We start from the raw sequence: 18,253 nt of genomic DNA, 5'->3' as shown, positions 1-18,253 counted from the left end.
CCGGTCAGCGCGGCGCCATTTCATCTGCTGCTCGCATCAGACCCGCCATCTGCGCGCGTCCGGCTAACACATAGCGCGTATGCGCAGCCGTCCAGCCAAGCAGCCGCAACCCACCGACCCGGCGCGCCTGCCACTGTGGCTGTGACGCGGCGGTCCAGTCGCGCACCGTCAGCAGCACCGCGCAATCCCCCGCGCGGTTGCGGTAGATAAAGCCGGTCGCGTGCGCCCACGGTCCCACAGGCGCCGACGTCCGCGCGACGGCCTGCCAGCCGAGATCCGCCAGATTGGGGGAGTCACGCAGCGGGTTCGGGTTCGCGTTTGCAGCAGCGCCGGCAGGGAGCGCACCGGGCTGGGCCGAATGCTCCAGCACCATCAGCGCGGCGGCGTCGAGCACCATCGACGGCACGCGCTGCGCCCACAGCGCGGCGCCCAAGACCGCAACCAGCAACAGCGCGAGCAACGCGACCCTGCGAGCATGCGCGCGGAGCCAGCCGAACACGGCGGCGATGCGCAGCGCACGGTGCGAAGATTGCGCGGCCGACGCATGCGCGTCGAACATCGACGGCAACGCAGCCGTGCCGTCCTCGAACGACATGCGCATCTGCTGGTTCAGCCGGCCGTAGAACGCGACCCGCCGTGCTTCGTCGGGACGCGTGCTCAGATAGCGCTGCACCTGCGCGGCGCGCTCGGGTTCGAGGCTGCCGTCGGCAAAGGCCTGGACGTCGGCCTCGGACAACATCGTGGGATCGGGTGGAAAAACGGTTCGCATGACGCGTAAATGGTAAGAACTGTCATGACCGGGCTAACACGGTTGGCGGGCGTTTATTCCGTGTTTATTCGATCCATGCGGTATCGCCGCCCGAGCAGGCCCGCCAGTTGCTGTTCTCCCCACAGTACTTCAAGCAAGGAGAACCTGCGATGAGCGAAACCAAGCACGACGACGCCCCCGATCTGGCGCACCCGAAGCCCGCCCAGCACAGTGACAATGAAAAGAGCAAGCTGCCCGAGCGGCACGATGAAAACCGCAAGCAATCCCCTGCCGACAGGCCCGGCAAGAAATCCGGGGAAGGCGAAACGCCGGTCGGTTGATGCGGCAGCCTTAAAGGCATGAGAGGGCTGGAGATCGCCCGGCGCGACGCACACCGTTTCGCCGGGCGATTTTTTCTTCGTAGCGCCCTTTCGGCACAGCCCTTTCGATCCGCAAGCTTTTCCGCCACGCAGCAGTCCGGAGAAACTTTTGCCGGTTCCCGCGCCTGCGCGCCGGGTCTGCCGGGCAAATACTCCGACCAATCCGATGCACAGCCGGCACAAACCGCCACCCGATTAAATCCCGGATTATTTTCCGTTTTTTTTCGTCTACCTTCACCGATGCGACGGCCCCGGTGCAGCGGCCCCCGGTGCATTGGCCCCCGCTCTGCCCGGCCCATCCGTCACGCCCTACAGCATCGAGACGAAGACCATGACGACCCCGCCGAACGTGCCCACGAAGGTATCCATCTGCGTGCCGACGTACAACCGGCCGGAATTGATCGCCCAGTGCATCGATTCGTGCCTCGCGCAGACGCATGCAAACATCGAAGTCGTGATCGGCGACGATTCGAAAGACGATCGCACGCGCGACCTGATCGCCACCCGCTACGCACACGACGCGCGCATACGCTATCTGCGGAACGAGCCGTCGCTCGGCCAGGGACGCAACGTCGCGAGCCTGTTCGAGCGCGCAACCGGCGACAAGATCCTGCTGATTCACGACGACGACTACCTCGCGACGAACGGCGTCGAGCGATTGCTCGATCCGTGGCAAACACACCCTGACCTCCAGGTTGCGTTCGGCAACCAGTATGAGGTCGCGCTGGACGGTACGATCGATAGCGCGGTCAGCGACCGGCTCAATGCGGACTTTCATCGCGTGAAGGAAGCGGCCGGCATCCAGCCGCTCGCGGGCCGCACCGGGCTGATCCAGATGTTTCCGAACAACGGCTGGCTTGCGAACGCGGACCTCGTGAAGCGCGTCGGTTATCACGAAGAGTACGGAATGTGCTGCGACTACGCGTTCGGCGTCGAGCTGTGCGTCGCCGCGCGCAAGGTCTATTACGTGCACGAGTACGTGTCGTACTACCGGAAAACGGCCGTGTCGATTTCGGCGAATACGCGCGGCTCGACGACGGCCGCATCGGTCAGCGCGTACGCGTTTCTCGCGCAGCTGAAACTGCCGCTCGAACTCGAACCCGCGCGCCGGATCGCACTGCGGCGAATCGTACCGATCGTCGTGTCGGTGTATGCGAAGAATGGTCGCGCGTGGGCCGGGCTGCGGATCGCGCTCGCGCATCTGTACGCGTACAACTACGGTCTTAGTGCGCGCTTTGCGTATCACATCGCGATGCTTGCACGCGCGACGCTTGCGGCAAAGCCGAAGCAAGCCGCCGAGCGGACGTGGACACCTGTTGCGGCATCGGCGCGCGCTGCGCAGTCCGATACGGCAACGCAGCCGTCGTCGAATGCGCCGAGACGGCGGCTCGACAAGCCGTTATAAGCGAATGGATTGTCGCTGTGTGGAGATACGTCTCACCGCTACATCGCGCCGTCACTGCGCGCGGGACGCCACCACATTCCGCACAGCACCGCGTTCGACGCGCCGACGATTGCGCGTCAACGCCCGGGTAGCCAACCTGTCGAGTGCGGTGCACATCAGCAGGTACACGAAGCCGACGAACAGAAAGATCTGTGCGGGGTAGACCATCAAACGATTGTTGATCTGCGTTGCGACGAACGACAGTTCACCGACGCCGACGATATAAGCCAGCGACGTGTCCTTCACGAGGGATACCCACTGGTTCACGAACGACGGCGTCATGATGCGGATCGCCTGCGGCAGCAGCACGTAGCGCAGTGCTTCGACGCGTGTAAAGCCAAGCGACAGTGCTGCCTGCCACTGCCCTTCACCCACCGCGAGAATGCCCGCATACACCGAGTGCGACAGATACGCACCGCCGATCAACGACAGCGCGCACACCACCGCCGCGAGTCCCGGCACGTCGACGTGAAACACCATCGGCAGCAGGAAATACGTCCAGAAGATCAGCATCAGCACCGGAATCGCGCGAAAAAATCCGATCAGCGCGAGCAACGGAATGCGCAGCACGCGCCCGACGAGCGCGAGCGCAATGCCGCCTGCGAGCCCGAGCAATGCGGACGCGACCGCCGATGTGGCAGCGAGCACCAGCGTCAGCGCGGCGCCACCAAGCGGTCCTTCGGGAAAAGCACCAACAAGCAGATACGGCAGATTGACGGCAAGCATCGACCACGTCATGTATCAGCGCCTCCCGAATGCACGGAGCGACCGGTCGCGCCGATGCACGATGACGTGCGACGCCGCCTCGATCGTCGCCACTGCGACGACGTACAACACGGTCGCGATGCCGAATGCGGCGAAGGTCCTGAAGGTTTCCGTCTCGACCTGCCGCGATGCATACGACAGCTCGGCGAGACCGATTGCCATCGTCAGCGATGTGTTCTTCACAAGGTTCATGTATTGACCGAACAGCGGCGGCAACGCGATGCGCACCGCCTGCGGCAGCACGACGTATCGGAACGCCTGCAGCGGCGATAACCCGAGCGCCGCAGCCGCATGATGCTGCGCGACGCCGACGCCGCGCAGCCCGGCCTCGAACTCTTCCGCAATGAACGCAGCCGTATAGCACGACAGCCCCACGCACCCCGCGACGAATTCGAACGACGGCCAGCGCAGACCGAACACCGCAACATGCACGACGTGTGGTGTGTTGAGCCACTGCATCGCAGCGTCGGGCAGCAACGTCGCCGCGCCGAAATACCAGAACAGCAGTTGCACGAGCAGCGGCGTGTTACGAAACGCCACGATGTACGCGGCGGCCGCGCGACGCACAGCGCCGTAACGCGCATGCCGCGCGATCGCGAGCACGAAGCCTGCGGCGGTCGCGGCGACCGCAGCAGCTGCCGCGACACCGAGCGTCACACCGAAGCCCTGCCACAGCCACATCAGATACTTCGGTGCGAGCCACGCCTGCATCATCGGCACCATCGAACGCTCAGGTCTTGTCGCCGATCTTGAAGATGCGCGCGAGCGGCGTCTTCGTCTGCGGACCGAACCAGCGGTTGTAGATCTTCGCCGCCGAGCCGTCCGCTTCGAGGCCCTTCAGCGTGTCGTTGACGAACGCCGTGAGACGCGGCTCGCCCTTCGGAATCCCGACGCCCATGTAGTCGTTCGTGATCGTGAACGCTGGAATTTCGTAGTTCTGCTTGTCCGGCACATTCGCGAGCAGGCCGACGAGCTTCGGACCGTCCTGCGTGATCGCCTGCACGTTACCCGCGCGCAGCGCGGCAAACGCGAACGGCGTGTCGTCGTACGCGACGATCGTCGCCTGCGGGAATTTCTCGCGCACCGCGATCTCGTTCGTCGTGCCCTTGTCCGCGCCGATACGCAACCCGTTGATCTGGTCCGGCGATTTCAGCACGCCCTTCTTCGCAAGAAACTGCTGGCCCGACGAGAAATACGGGATGCTGAAATCGACCTGCTTCGCGCGTTCGTCGCTGATCGTGAAGTTCGCGAGCACGAGGTCGACCTTCTTCGACGTCAGGAACGGAATGCGGTTGGCCGGGTTAGTAGGCTGCAGTTCGAGCTTCACGCCGAGCTTGTCGGCAAGCGCCTTCGCGTAGTCGACGTCGAGACCGACGATATGGTTGTTCGACGGATCGACGAAACCGAACGGCGGATTGCTGTCGAATGTCGCAACGCGCAGCACGCCGGCTTTCCTGATGTCGTCGAGACGGTCAGCGTGCGCGACGCTCGAGACCGCGACCATCAACCCCATCACACACGTAGCGAGAGTGCGGAATTTCATATTTTTATGCCTTCGATTCGAGTAGCCACAAGAGGCTGTCCGCGCTTTAGCTTAATCGCGCGCGGACAGCTTTGTGCATCGCTCGTGGCGATGCACGGGTGGTCACCTTATCAGCGGCCAAGCCTATGCCGAACCAACAAATGGTCCTGTAAAAAGCGCTATTTCTGCTAAGAGGCTTCAGCAGCCGGCGGACGTTGTGAAGCGAGGAGACGGTGCGCTCGATGACCCGGTGGGTTTTGCCCGGACCGCAGCCGTGAGGCCGGCCGCGCCGCGCCAGGAGAGAAAGGCCGCCTCACGATGACGCGGCCCGCATGTGTGCCCGAGAATGGGCAATCTGCAGCGATGCGGTCGAAAACGCAACCGCAACGGCTTCAGCGATTCAACGGCCCAGCCCCATCGAAGGCAGCCAGTTGTTCATCTTGTCGACGATCTTCTGAAAGCCGTACATCGGGCTTTCCGCTCTTACGAACGAACCCGACACGCCGAGGCTCTCCAGATGCCTCGCCACCGAAAACTGCACTCTGTCCGGCACGTAGTGCGCCGAGTGGCCGACGATCCTCATGTCGCCGAACACGCGCGATTTCCAGTAGTGGCCCGCGCCGGCCACGTCCGCACTGCCGCCATACGCGGCGAGCACCGGATGCGGCAGTACCTTCGGATCGCTTTTGGCCGGGATCGTGCCGACGGTCTGATCGCCGTCGCGGTTTTGCGAGAGCTTGTAGACCTTTCCCGACGACGCGTTCTGGTCGAGACTGCTCGCGTTCCGGACGCTCGCGACATGAGCCGAGGCGGCGCTTTCGTGCGCGTCGCTGAGGCTGCCGCCGTTCTGGAAGAGATGGGTCGTCTGGGTCGACGCCGTGTCGTCGTCGGAGCCGTGACCGCCGGACGAACTGCCTGCATGTGCCCCTGCGCTCGTGCCGCCCGCTGCCGCGCCAAGGCCAGTGCTGGCGGTCGAGCTTGCGGAACGGCTTCTAACGGCTCCCTCGACGGTTGGCGCTGCCGTTTCGTTGCGCGCGAGCGAGGTGGCCTGGCGATATTTGACGACGCTCTCACCAATGTTCGCGCCGATCGACAGCCCGCCGAGTCCCAGCGACACCCAGCCGAGCACCTTGGATGCCCCCGGGTGCGACTCTTCGGTCGCGCCGCTCGCGATCGCTGTGGCGTCCGCCAGCACCCCCAGGCCGCCCGAGATGCCGACTTCCGTGGCACCCGCCCATAACGCCGCCGCCATGCCCTCCGCCGCATAGATCGGTGCCGCGGCCGCGCCGAACGTCACGACCGCCGCGACGATGCCGAGCGCAGCGACGCCGATCGATATCCACGTGAACAGGCTCAAATGCCCGGTCGGATCGACCCGGTTGATCGGATCGCCGAGACAGTACGCATACGGATTGATCCCGCCCGAGCCGAACGGGCTCCAGCTATCCGGCGACTGGAAGCGCATCAGCAGCGGGCTGTATGTGCGATAACCGTTGCCGAGATGGTAAGTCCCGCTGACCGGATCGAGCCGCTCGCCGGTGAAGCCGAGCATGGTCAGATCGCCGCTGCCCGGTGCGCGGAAACCGTACGGCGAGTACGCGTAGCCCTGCTGCGCGTCCGGCGTGCTCGCGACCAGCACGCTGTTCTGCGCATCGGTGCCGGTCAGCACGGTGCGCGCCTGTGCGCCTTCGCGCCGTTGCGCGACGCACGCGTTGTTTGCGCGCAGGAAACGCGTCGTCTCGCCGCTTTCGCGGATCGCTTCGTTCACCAGCAAATCGGCGCTGTAGTACAGGTCGTGTGTTTCGCCGTTGCTCACCACCTGCGCGACGAGGCGGTCGTGCGCGTCGTAGCGGTAGCTGCCACCGGGCGCGCCGCCGCCTTCGACGCCGGCGAGGCGCCCCAGCGCATCGTAGCGCAACGTGCGTCCCGCTTCGTCCTTGATCAGGCGGCCGCACGCGTCGTAGGTCAGTTCGATTTTCGCGGGGTAGCCGGCGTGCGTGTGCGCGACGGTGACCAGTTGATTCGGGTCGGTGGCGTCGTAGGTGAACGTCGCGGTGTCGCTGCCGCCGTCGAAGGTCGTCGCGCAGCGCACGAGGTTGTCGAGCGGATCGTAATCGAACGTCTGCAACTGGATCGGGTTGCCGTAGCCGTCGAGCGGACGCGCCGACGCGGGGCCGCCGCACTGGTATGAGACGAGCCGGCTGCGGACGTCGTATCCGAACGTCTCGGTGCGCAGCGCCGTCCGGTTGTGCTGCGTCGTGCGCGTGCATAGCTGGCCGTTGGCCGCGTAGCCGAGCGCAATGGTCCATGTGTCCGCGCCGATCGTCACGTCGCGTTGCTGCTCGCGATTGAGCGGGTCGTAGGCGAACGTCGTCGTGAGATTGCGTTTGTCGCGCAGGTCGGTCGCGGTCCACGACTTCAGGCGGCCGATCTCGTCGTAAACGATCTGCACGCCGACGTCCGGGTCTGCGATGCTGACCGGTTGCGCCTGCGCGTTGTACGCGATGCTGCGCGTCACGCCCGCGATGTCGGTGTAGGTGAGCGGCAGGCCGTTCGGCGAATGCGTGTAGTGCGCGGTTTTCGACGCGCCGCCGGCCGGCGCGAACGTTTCGTCCTGCAACTGGCCGAGCGGTGTGTAGACGAGCCGGTGTTCGAAGCTCTCCGCTTCGAGCGCGGACACGAGCGACCCGGTCGTCGCGTCGTAGCCGAAGCTTTGTGCGATCGGGCCGGCATCGACCCGGCTCACCGCGTTACCGAGTTCCTTCACGTACTCGCAGCGCGTGACGGTGCCGTCGGGCGCGGTGATCGTCGCGGGCACGGGCGCCGCCGCGTCCGCGTAGGTGTAGCGATGGGTGCGGCCGCCGTTGGCCGTCGACAGCAGACGGCCAAGTCCGTCGAACGTCTGACTGCCTTGCGATACGCCGTTGACCGCGATCGACGCGAGCCGCGCGTCGCCGCCCGCATCGGGCGCGTACTGCCGCGTGACGACGGTACCGTCGGGAAGCGTGGTGCTCACGACGCGGCCCCACGCATCGTAGGCGTAGCGCGTGCAGTTGCCGAGTTCGTCGGTGGAATCGACGAGCCGGCCGAGGCCGTCGTAAGTGCGCTTCACGCTGGCGCCGGGCTTCGTGATGCCGTCGGGGTGCTTCGTCACCGTGTCCGGCAGATGTAGCGAGTTGTAGTGCACGACCTGCACGCCCTGACGCGGGCCAGCGATCTGCGTCGCGACGGTCATCGCGACCGGATCGTTCGCGCAGTCGATCGTGCATCCGATGTCGTGCTCCAGTTGCCCGATGCGGTTCCAGCCGTCGTAGGTCAACTGCTCGGTGACGGCGATCGACGTCGCGTCGGCGTTACCCGCCTGGGCGTTGCCCTGCGGCTTCGGCGATCCGTCGTGCGACGTCGACGAAAGCAGCCGGCCCCGCGCATCATAGGCGCGCGAGTCGGTGTCCTGCCAGGCCTTCCCGTCTTGCGCCTTCTGCGCCTGACGCACGACGCGGCCCATCCCGTCGTACCACGTGTTGGTCTGGTTGCCCTTCGCGTCGGTCATGACGGTGAGCGGCTGATTGTCCTGGTCCTTGTCGAAGCCGTACGCGTAGCGCTTCGCGTTTTCGTAGCTGGTGTTGCGATTGGCGATCGACGAAACGATGCGGCCGATCGAGTCGTACGCGTAGTGCGCGGTGTTGCCCTGCGCGTCGACGGTTTCGCCGATGCGTCCGCTCCAGCGCGACTGGCTGCGGCTCGTCGTGACGACGAGCTTGTCGTGCGTCGTGCCGGTGACGGTCTGCGCGAGCGTGTCGCCGTCGAGCGAGAACGCGAAGTCCTGCGTGTACGTGTAGAGCTGGTCGCGCTCGACGCCTTCGCCCGCGTACGCGTAGCGATCTTCCTGAAGCCGCGTGATGCGGCCCAGTTCCGTCGATGACGCGTCGGCCTGATAGCGGGTTGTCCGGCGGTTCAGCAGCCGGTCCGCGGACCGCAGATCCTTCCTGACCGGCACGACCGCCGTCGCGGGCATCTGCGTGCGATTCCCGGCGATCGTCGGCAGTGTCGCGTACGCGTAGCCGATCGACTGCACCGGCGCGTCGGGATAGTCCGGCGAAGGCGTGACGGTCTGCGTCTGCAGCAGCCGCTCGAAGCCGTTCGGGTCAGCCGGCGCGCCATCGTCGCCGGGCGCACCTTCCTTCGGGAAATAGCGCCACGTGGTGACGGTGCCGTCGGGGGACGCCTGCTTCGTCAGATTACCGTTGTCGTTGTATTCGGCGAGCGAGGTTTCGACGCGCGTCGGCCACGTGCCGTCACTGTTTTTTCCCTGGCTGTGGTCTTCGTAGGCGACGTCGGTCTGCTTCGGAAACTGGAACGTCGGCGACTGCTGGTTGAAGGGTTTGCCGGCCTTGATGTCGTAGTAATTCGTCGTGGTCCGCACGCGCTGAGCGTCGGCGACGCTTTCCTCGGTCATCAGGTGATAGCTGTTGTAGGTCCGTTTCGTGACCTCGCCGTCGCAGGTCGCGGTCGATCCGTAGCGGTACGACGTCGGCATGCCGTAGAGATAGTCTTCGTCCGCGGACCACGAGCCGCTGCCGGCCGTGTCGTAGCCGAGAAAGTTGGTGCCGGTGTAGTCGTAGGTCGTGACGACCTTCGGCTGCTTCGCCGACGGCGCGAGCGTGTGGCGGACCACTGCGGGCAGCCCCTTCGCGATGTGCGCGGCGAGCGGAAAGCGCTGCACGTTGTCGTTGTACACGACGCTTTCGACAAACCCGGTCGGCGCCGTGACGCTCGTCAGCAGCGTGTTCGAGCCGACAGTGTCGTAGCCGAGCGCCCACGCGAGCGACAGCGTCGGCGACCGATGCTCGATGCCCTTCAGGTAGCCGTTGAAGAACGTGAGCCGGATGTCGTGCGACTCCGGGCGATCGGGCCAGACAGTCAGCGTGGTCAACGAATCCGTGTAGGCGATCGACAGCAGCACGTGTCCCGCTTCGTCGGTTACGGTGGTCAGGCGCGGGGCGCCGTGCCGCAGATCCCACTTGAGGTCGAGACAATGGCCGACCGGCGTGAGCAGCTTCAGCGGCACCTTGACGTCGGAGCCGGTGTCCGGACCGGCCAACCATTCGACGTCGCCGGACTTGCGCGTGATCTTGTACGCGTTGTCGGCCGCGCGTTTCTCGAACAGGAGCGCGGGGATCAGGCTCTGCTGCAGCGTGACGCTCGACGTCGTTTCATGGATCTTGTAGCGCTCGCCCGACGCGAGCGTCAGCGTCTTCGTGCCGCGATCGTACTGCGACAGCCCGAATGAGCAACCGATGCCGAGCCCGGCATTGACGGTGCTCAGCGGCGCATAGCTCAGCGTGAGCGGAAGATTCGGCCCGAGGTTGTCGTTGCCGATGAGCGACGCGATCGGCATGCTCAGCGAGAAGAGTCCGGTGCGCGGATCGACGTGCCCCTGGGTGGCGCTGGCGAAATTGAAGGCCTGGCTGTAGAAGTCGGTCACGGTGCTGCCCCCGTTTGCGTGGTGAGACGGATGACGCCGGACTGTGCCGCCGTCCGCGCGAGGCGGAGGCGGCGTGTCCGGTTATTCGCTGCGTGCTTGTCAGGAACGAATGACCTGCGAGGTGATCTGCGGGCCCGTGCCTTCGTCGGTGGTCGTGATCGGCGCGAAGCGGAGCCGCCGCCGCGTGCCGAAGTTGTCGACCACGTCGACGTAGGTGTAGGTGTAGTTGCTGCAGCGATCCCAGTCGTCCTTGTAGAACGAGAAACCCGTGCCGATGACCTTGTTGACGACGATCTGGTTGGCCTGCACGGTGACGTCGAAATAGACGTAGTCGTTGTAGTTCTTGCCGTTGAAGCCACCAAGGTTGTAGATGAGGCAGTCGCCCATGAAACGGCTATAGGTGCGTGCCGAAAGCGAGCCGTTACCGTTGCTGTTCGGCAGATAGACCGAGCCGTAGATCAGCCAGCTGGCGTCCACGCCGCGCCGGTAGTAGTCCCTGTCCGAACATTCGCCGGCGCTGCTGCCGTTCGCCCAGTCCATGCTGTAAATCGTGATCCACGACGGCGCGGTCCACGTATGGATGTCGAGATAATCGTGATCGTCCCGGCCGGGCGGCCGGTGGTTGTCGATCTGCCGATGAACCGACGTTTGCAGCTCGCTCGCGCTGAAATCCTGCGGGTCCTTGGCCGCCAGCGTGACGATGCTCTGCGCGATGCCCGACGTGTTGCCCGCGCAGTCGAAGGTCTTCGTGCCGCTGTGGCCGTCGGGCACGTTGAACACGGCCGCGGCGATGCCAATGCCGCGACGATTTTCGGTGGACGGGCACAGCACGTAGAAGACATACGTGATCGTGCCGTCGTCGCCGACCGTGAAGAACGTATCGACTGGCGGCCGCTCTGCGAGCACCTGCTGTCCCGACGGATTGCTCAGGAACGCGTTGGGCTGGGTCGTGAACCACCATTGTCCGTGTGCGTTCGTGTTCCAGTCGAGCTTGCTCATGTCGGCGCGGTTCACGAGATACAGTGCGCTGAATATCGAGCTCTGCAACTGCTGGCTCGGATTGGTGATCGCACGGTTGCTGCTGTCCTGCGCCTGCACCCGGACGATCACGCAGATCTGGTTGTTGCCGTTGGCGTAGATCTGCCCTGCGCGCGCGCTGTTGGGGTTGCTGTTGCTGTCGCCGAACGACACTTCGAGCTTCTTGATGCCGGTCGCCGCGTCCCACGAAGCAAATTCGGCGGGGCGTTGAAATTTCGAAATTTCAGCTTTCATCATGGTCCTCCTTGCGGGGTGGGGTTCAGGCTGTCTATCAAGGTATGCAACCCGTGCTCAGTCGCGCCCGGGCAGCACCTTGAATTCGTCGAGCAGATCGTCGGTGGTGGGATGGAAATCGCTGGAATTGCCGTACTGGTCCCAGACCGTGAAGAACAGCGACGTCCCGCCGATGGCCGGCGTCGTGTCGTTCACGGGCGAGCCCGGGTAGCCGAAGCCCGTGCTGTCGCCGATCGTCGAGTCGTACTCGGCGACGGTGAAGTACTGCGCGCCTGGCGTCTGATTGATCTGCACGGGCCACTGCTCGGGTTGCGCGCCCTGCGATGGACGCAGGCCGAAGACCTGCTGGCTGGCGGCATCGTCCGCGCGCCATGCGTAGGCGAGGCGGAATTTGCGGTAGCGGTCGAACGACTCGTTGCCGTTGTGATAGGTCGCGTCCTCGTCGTAGACGTGGAAATACTGGCGGCCCGCAAAGTTGTCGCCGAAGCGGAACAGCACGAAATGGAACTGCGGCTCGTTGCAGGAAAACCAGTAATTGCGCGCGAGCTTCGTGAGGCTGCTGCCGTTTTCCGGCGCGCGGTACGCGACCGTGTTCTTGAGCAAGGTGTTCGAGTCGGTGTAGCGGACCGGTTGCAGTGCCGCGACGTGTACGTTGGACGCGCTCGGGCTATTGCCCCCGCCCGATGTGTCGACGGTACCCGACGGCGCGGCGACCTGTGCGAGGATCGAGATGCCGTCGCGCTTTTCCGCCGGCGGACACATCACGTAGAAGATGAACTGCAGAAGATCGCTGTCGTCGTCGCTGTTCCCCTGTACCGCGGCCACCGACGCCCCGGAGGGACCGCCGACGTTGAACTGGTTGCGTTGCGCCGTGTAGCACCAGGCGCTGGCGCCGCATTCGCCGATGCCCGAGAGCGTTTCGACGAACGGCAATGCAGCGAGCCCGCTCGAATTGATCAGCTTCAGCTTTGACAGCACCTGATTCCGGATGCCCGGCGTGTTCTGTTCGGTGAGATGTGTACCGTCGGTGTCGACTGGAAGGACGACCACCTTGACGCCGATCTGGTGAAGTCCGTTACGGAATACCTTGCCGCTCGACGGATCGCTGTCGTCTTCAAACGAAATGACGAGTTTGGTGACGCCGTCCCACGGACCGACGTGGGTTGCCTGCCTTTGAGTGGTCATACCGAATTCCCTCCCCCGGTTAAATCCGTCCATTCGATATTGGGACGAATTAAGATTTAAATCAGAGAATTAAACAAACGTGTGTATTCCTGCGTTTTCGCGCATGAAATTATGAATGAGGCAAGGCCCGGCATTGGCCTGGCGGGCATGGGGGCGCGGAAGAACGCCCGGTCTCCAGAAACGGCTAAAGCGTTTTAATGGCGTCTTTTTTGAAATTTTGCAACTGGCGCCAAGGATTGCATAACGCGAACTTTATAAGCAAGCGAAATTGATATTTTATTTGCTTTGAATAAATACCTCGATCCATGTCGAAATAATGTGTAATTTATGATTGAGGGTTTGTGCTGATTTAATTTTTATCGGGTGGCGATTTTTATTGATTCCGGATAATGGTGATCCGCTCAATGAATCAGACTGGGTCGCATGATACTGTCCGAGTACGATCTCACTCCACCTGCAAGGACGAACCATGACTCACGCACAATGGAACGCCGTCGACGATTATTTCACTGCCGCACTCAAACTGTCCGACGACGTACTCGATGCGACGCTGAAATCGAGCGCCGATGCCGGGCTTCCCGAGATTGCCGTCGCGCCGAATCAGGGCAAGCTGCTGTATCTGCTCGCGAAGATTGCAGGCGCAAAGCGCGTGCTCGAAATCGGCACGCTCGGCGGCTACAGCACGATCTGGCTCGCACGCGCGCTGCCGTCGGACGGCACGCTGGTGTCGCTCGAATTCGACGCGCGGCATGCCGATGTCGCACGCATGAACATTGAACGAGCCGGGCTTGCAAAGATCGCGTCGGTCGTCGTGGGCCCCGCCGCGCAGAGTCTCGACCGACTGATCGCGGACAAAGCGACGCCGTTCGACTTCGTGTTCATCGATGCCGACAAGGAAAACAACGCCGTCTATCTGCAGCGCGCGCTGGCGCTGTCGCGCCCGGGCACGGTGATCGTCGCCGACAACGTCGTGCGCGGTGGACGTGTTGCCGATCCGGGCAATCGCGATACGGATGTTGCCGGCGTGCAGCAGTATTTCGAAGCGACCAGCGCCGATCCGCGCCTCGATACCACGGCGGTGCAGACCGTCGGCGTGAAAGGGTGGGACGGGTTTGCGATTACGGTGGTGTCCGCGTAAAGGACATGCCGCTCAAGCGGAGGCGCTAGCGAATATCGACGACGATATCGTGGGCGTCTACACGCCTCGCGTCCATTCACGAAGCTTTCCTGAAGCTGGCCTGCCATATCATCTGTTGGCGCCGGCTGCAAAAATCATTTTGTTCAAACCTCCTGACGGTCGACGCGAAAAAATTGCTCGATGCGAGTCGGAATGAGCTCGTCGCCATCTCTACTGCGTTGCGCAAAAATCCGACAATGGCGCACACAGCACTCCGCGACGCCGCGTGTTATTCGAGGCCCCACTCGAAAATTGTCAATTAGGCGATTTACTTCAAACACCGCGAGAAGCGGCTGAAAATGCTGCAAAAGCCGGATCGTTGTGCTTCAATGATCGCGCCAGGCACCGCGTGCAGCAGGTGTCTCGGATAGGTAATAGATAGGATGGCGAATTATTAAGATAAGAATGGGAACGCCCTCCTGTCTGTATTCAAGCGAACAGCATATGCACCCGGGACGTCGGACCTGTCTGTGAAACCAGACCGCTTCCGCTCGTCCGTGCTCGTCCGTTTTGAGCTGCACGTATCAGCGTATCTGTGTTTAAGCAGCCGGCATTCACGAGGCATGAGAACCGGCCAGAAAATCGCCAACATCATTTCAGAGGAACTCACATGGGCCTGAAACTTAGCCTGCTTGTGGCTGCTTCGATAGCAACGACGACTCCGTTCGCCCTTGCTGCTCCGGCACCCGATCCGTTCTATACCTATACGGGCAGCACACCACTGGCATCGATTCCACCCGGCACCGTGCTCAACACACGGAACGTGACCTACCATCTGGCCGGAGTCGCAACACCGGTCGTCGCACAGCAGCTGCTTTACCGGACGAACAACGCGCAGAATCAGCCGGTCGTCAATGTGACCTCGGTGATCCAGAGTCCGGTCAGCAACGGACATGCGATTTCCTACCAGTCCGCCTACGATTCGCTGAACCCTTTCGATGAACCGTCACGGGTAATCGCAGGCGACCGCGACATCACGAAGATCATCAATCTCGGCACCTTCATCTACAGCGCCGAATCCGTTCCGCTCGCGCTGCTGGTCTCGCTGGGATACAACATCATCGTGCCCGACACCGAGGGTCAGACAGCCGACTTCCCGGTCGGCCCCGAAGAAGGCATGACTACACTCGACTCGATCCGCGCGGTGCTCAACACACCGGCCACCGGACTGACTCCGTCGAGCAAGGTGGCAATGATTGGCTACTCCGGCGGAGCGATCGGTACGAACTGGGCTGCGCAGCTCGCGCCGATCTACGCGCCCGACGTCAACAAGCAGCTCGTCGGTGCAGCGGAAGGCGGCGTGCTCGTCGATCCGATTCACAACCTGAGCTACGTCAACGGCAGCCTCGTCTGGGGCGGCGTTGCGCCGGCGGCGATCTCGGGTCTCGCGAAAGCGTATGGCATCGACACGACGCCTTACCTGACCAGCCAGGGTGTCACCGTATTCAACGACATTCAGGATCAATCGCTCGCCTACATCCTGCCGAAGTACCTCGGGTTGCAATGGGGTCCGCTGTTCAAGCCGCAGTATGCGAACGATCTCAACAGTATTCCGGCACTCGTCGACGTGATGAACAAGGTCGACGCCGGATTGATCGGATCGCCGACGATTCCGATGTACATCAGCCAAGGCACCCTGGGCATTCTGAACGGGACCGTTAGCCCGCAGACGGGCGACGGTGTGATGCTCGCCGGGGACGTGCGAGCACTCGCACAAAAATTCTGCGCGAGCGGCATACCGGTCCAGTACAACGAATCGCCCACAGAGCATGCGGCTACCGCTGCGGTGTGGGCGGTCGGGATGTTGCCGTGGCTATACGACCGCTTCGCCGGGAAAGCTGCTCCGAGCAACTGCTGGTTGACCAATCTGTTGCCGGCCAATTCACTGGCGGCGCAGACGGTCCACTAGTTTTCGCTTGCTGGATTCGCGCAGCATGACGTGACACGCGCCCGCTTAGGCGGGCGTGAATTTTTGGCGCGCTGGTTTCGGTCGATGCTCGCAGCGTCTCGTCGACAATCGGCGTATCGGTTCTTTTCGCGCTCGTCATCGTCAGGCTGTGCCACAGGTTTGCGCCGCTCACCTCGTACGTAAACGTGGCGCCAGGCTTTTGGAATCGCCCTTCCTCCGCATAACGAGCATCGCGCTCATTTGCATACGCAGATTTCTCGTTTGGACGCGAGTGTGCGCACGTCTACGATGAGCACATGCCGTCCTGCACGAGGAGAGGTTCGCGATGTCAGAGAGTGCCTGTTTCACGCCGCGCGTCGTCGAACCGGTGGTCGACAACGGTCCCGACGGTCTGGGGCTCGCGGTCGAGCTGTGGTTCCTGCGTCCGGTCGATGGTGTAGCCGGACGCGCGCTGCGCATTCATTTGCGCAGCGGCGCGCGGATGACGCAGGCCGAAGCGTTACGCGATCTGCTGCACGAACTCGCGACCGATATCGTCGTCGCGTGATGTGTGACGCAAGCCGCTAGTGCTGCACGCCCCAGCGACGCACGGTCACGCGTTCGAGCGTGTCGAATACCAGATGCTCGACCAGCAGCCCGATCACGATCACCGCCGCGAGCCCGGCGAACACGCGATCCGTGTACAGCTCGTTGCGGTTCTGGAAGATGTACCAGCCAAGGCCACCGCTACCCGAACTCGCACCGAACACGAGTTCGGCCGCGATCAGCGTACGCCATGCGAATGCCCAGCCTACCCGCAGCCCCGCGAGAATCGCCGGCAACGCGGCGGGCACGAGAATCAGTAGCACGTGGCGCAGTCCGGTCAGGCCATAGTTACGGCCAGTCATCCGCAGCGTGGCGGGCACCGACTGAAAACCCGAGTACGTGTTCAACGCAAGCGGCCACAACACCGCATGCACGAGCACGAACAGCAGACTACCCGTGCCGAGCCCGAACCATAGCAACGCGAGCGGCAGCAGCGCAATCGACGGCAATGGATTGAACATCGCGGTCAGCATCGACAGCAGATCGCGGCCGATGCGCGTCGATACCGCAAGCGATGTCAGCACGAACGCGCATGCGGCGCCGAGCAGATAGCCGCGCAGCAGCACCGACAGCGAGATCGCGGTTTTCTGCAGCAACTCGCCGGACAGCACGCCCTGCACGAACGCAGTCAATGTCGCGCCGAAAGTCGGCAGCAGCAGATCGTTGCCGACCGCACGCGCGGCGATTTCCCAGCCCGCGACGATCACGAGCGCGATCAGCGTCTTGCGCACCCACGCATAGCTCGCGATGCGTCGTGCGAGCGGCAACGGTGCTTCGATTGCGACGTCGCCGAGCGGTTCGAGCGGTCGCTCGTATTCGTCACGAACCGGGGGCACGGTGGCGGCGGAGGTCAATAACGTGCTCATACGTGCGACTCCACTTCGGCGACCTCGTCGAACAGCAAACGATGAATCCGCTCCACACTCCGCTGAAAATCGACCCGCCCAAAACTATCGTGCGTGTACTGATGACTGTTGATCTCCGCGCGCACGCGCCCCGGATGCGGCGACAGCAGCAGAATGCGATTACCGACCACCAGCGCCTCTTCGATCGAATGCGTGACGAACAGCAGCGTGAAGCGCGACTCTTCCCACAGGCCGAGCAGTTCCTCCTGCATCTTGCGACGGGTCAGCGCATCGAGCGCGGCGAACGGTTCATCCATCAACAGCACGCGCGGCTGCATCGCGAGCGCACGGGCAATCGCGACGCGTTGCTTCATGCCGCCCGACAGCGTGTGCGGGTACGCATCCGCGAATGCCGCGAGCCCGACGCGATCGAGATAATGCAGCGCCTCGTCGCGTGCTTCGGCGCGGCTTAATTTGCGCGCGACGCGCAGCGGGAACGCGACGTTCTGCAGCACCGTTTTCCACGGCGGCAACTGATCGAATTCCTGAAACACGACGATGCGATCGGGGCCTGGACCGCGCACCGGTTTGCCGTCGAGCGAGATCGTGCCGGCACTCGGCTCGACAAAACCCGCAATCGCCTTGAGCAGCGTCGACTTGCCGCAGCCCGACGGTCCGAGCAGCACGAAGCGATCGCCGCCGTAGACGTCGAAGCTCACCTGATGCGTCGCGCGGACGATGCGCTCTTTCGTTCGATACGTGAGGTCGACGCGGTCCACCGCAAGCAGCTTGCTGCTCGTCGCAACGTCCGCGTCGTGATCCGGTGCGGCCGGAAAGAGGTGTAAGGGATTAGCCACCATGACGGCGCCGGCTCCATTGATGCAAAGCATCAACATACGATTGCCGCCCCGCCGCTGACAAACAATGATTCTGCAT

Annotated in this window: 14 protein-coding genes and 1 pseudogene; 6 read left to right on the top strand and 9 right to left on the bottom strand. The window is 63.3% G+C overall.

Features of this window, described 5'->3' with window-relative positions; genetic code table 11:
- Nucleotides 1–4: 4 nt before the first annotated feature.
- Nucleotides 5–739 carry an anti-sigma factor family protein gene (locus tag E1748_RS18850; RefSeq protein ID WP_133648676.1) on the bottom strand — a complete coding sequence of 245 codons (735 nt, stop codon included), beginning with the start codon at nucleotides 737–739 and terminating at the stop codon, nucleotides 5–7.
- A 179-nt stretch (nucleotides 740–918) separates the two neighbouring features.
- Here E1748_RS18850 and E1748_RS31530 point away from each other — a divergent pair, with 179 nt between their 5' ends.
- Nucleotides 919–1,089, top strand: coding sequence for a hypothetical protein (locus tag E1748_RS31530; protein ID WP_166653591.1), 171 nt, complete (start codon nucleotides 919–921; stop codon nucleotides 1,087–1,089).
- Between the two features lie 370 nt (nucleotides 1,090–1,459).
- Nucleotides 1,460–2,533 carry a glycosyltransferase family 2 protein gene (locus E1748_RS18845; protein ID WP_133648675.1) on the top strand — a complete coding sequence of 358 codons (1,074 nt, stop codon included), beginning with the start codon at nucleotides 1,460–1,462 and terminating at the stop codon, nucleotides 2,531–2,533.
- A 51-nt stretch (nucleotides 2,534–2,584) separates the two neighbouring features.
- On the opposite strand, the gene E1748_RS18840 is transcribed toward E1748_RS18845, so the two are convergent.
- From E1748_RS18840 to E1748_RS18815, 6 genes are all read right to left on the bottom strand, one after another.
- A complete protein-coding gene (locus E1748_RS18840; protein WP_133648674.1) occupies nucleotides 2,585–3,310 on the bottom strand; it encodes an amino acid ABC transporter permease in 726 nt (241 codons plus the stop codon).
- A 3-nt stretch (nucleotides 3,311–3,313) separates the two neighbouring features.
- Nucleotides 3,314–4,048: an amino acid ABC transporter permease gene (locus E1748_RS18835; RefSeq protein WP_133649432.1), complete on the bottom strand. Its 735-nt coding sequence runs from the start codon at nucleotides 4,046–4,048 to the stop codon at nucleotides 3,314–3,316.
- 19 nt (nucleotides 4,049–4,067) lie between these two features.
- Nucleotides 4,068–4,880 carry an ABC transporter substrate-binding protein gene (locus E1748_RS18830; RefSeq protein ID WP_133648673.1) on the bottom strand — a complete coding sequence of 271 codons (813 nt, stop codon included), beginning with the start codon at nucleotides 4,878–4,880 and terminating at the stop codon, nucleotides 4,068–4,070.
- Nucleotides 4,881–5,259: 379 nt separating this feature from the next.
- Nucleotides 5,260–10,344 (bottom strand): RHS repeat-associated core domain-containing protein, encoded by a 5,085-nt coding sequence (locus tag E1748_RS18825; protein WP_133648672.1) that lies wholly within the window; start codon nucleotides 10,342–10,344, stop codon nucleotides 5,260–5,262.
- Nucleotides 10,345–10,443: 99 nt separating this feature from the next.
- On the bottom strand, nucleotides 10,444–11,619 hold the full coding sequence (locus E1748_RS18820; RefSeq protein ID WP_133648671.1) for a hypothetical protein: 1,176 nt from the start codon (nucleotides 11,617–11,619) through the stop codon (nucleotides 10,444–10,446).
- 54 nt (nucleotides 11,620–11,673) lie between these two features.
- On the bottom strand, nucleotides 11,674–12,801 hold the full coding sequence (locus E1748_RS18815) for a hypothetical protein (RefSeq protein ID WP_133648670.1): 1,128 nt from the start codon (nucleotides 12,799–12,801) through the stop codon (nucleotides 11,674–11,676).
- 469 nt (nucleotides 12,802–13,270) lie between these two features.
- Between E1748_RS18815 and E1748_RS18810 the strand changes: the two genes are divergently transcribed.
- The 4 genes and pseudogenes from E1748_RS18810 (at nucleotide 13,271) to E1748_RS18795 (ending at nucleotide 16,434) form a co-directional block, all read left to right on the top strand.
- Nucleotides 13,271–13,939, top strand: a complete 669-nt coding sequence (locus E1748_RS18810) for an O-methyltransferase (protein ID WP_133648669.1) — start codon at nucleotides 13,271–13,273, stop codon at nucleotides 13,937–13,939.
- Nucleotides 13,940–13,971: 32 nt separating this feature from the next.
- Nucleotides 13,972–14,082: pseudogene (locus tag E1748_RS31645) on the top strand (IS5/IS1182 family transposase); the annotation flags it as partial.
- Between the two features lie 506 nt (nucleotides 14,083–14,588).
- Nucleotides 14,589–15,887 carry a lipase family protein gene (locus E1748_RS18800; RefSeq protein WP_133648668.1) on the top strand — a complete coding sequence of 433 codons (1,299 nt, stop codon included), beginning with the start codon at nucleotides 14,589–14,591 and terminating at the stop codon, nucleotides 15,885–15,887.
- A 325-nt stretch (nucleotides 15,888–16,212) separates the two neighbouring features.
- The gene (locus E1748_RS18795) at nucleotides 16,213–16,434 is read left to right on the top strand and encodes a hypothetical protein (protein ID WP_133648667.1); all 222 of its coding nucleotides are present in this window, start codon (nucleotides 16,213–16,215) and stop codon (nucleotides 16,432–16,434) included.
- A gap of 16 nt (nucleotides 16,435–16,450) precedes the next feature.
- Here E1748_RS18795 and E1748_RS18790 read toward each other — a convergent pair whose 3' ends face one another.
- On the bottom strand, nucleotides 16,451–17,338 hold the full coding sequence (locus tag E1748_RS18790) for an ABC transporter permease (protein ID WP_133648666.1): 888 nt from the start codon (nucleotides 17,336–17,338) through the stop codon (nucleotides 16,451–16,453).
- Nucleotides 17,335–18,177 (bottom strand): ABC transporter ATP-binding protein, encoded by an 843-nt coding sequence (locus E1748_RS18785; protein WP_133648665.1) that lies wholly within the window; start codon nucleotides 18,175–18,177, stop codon nucleotides 17,335–17,337. The genes E1748_RS18790 and E1748_RS18785 overlap by 4 nt, the downstream gene beginning before the upstream one ends.
- Nucleotides 18,178–18,253 lie beyond the last annotated feature (76 nt).

It is taken from the genome of Paraburkholderia flava (assembly GCF_004359985.1).
Classification (GTDB): Bacteria; Pseudomonadota; Gammaproteobacteria; order Burkholderiales; family Burkholderiaceae; genus Paraburkholderia; species Paraburkholderia flava.
The sequence above is the reverse complement of the archived record's forward strand: the minus strand, read 5'-3'. Positions and strand labels throughout refer to the sequence as shown.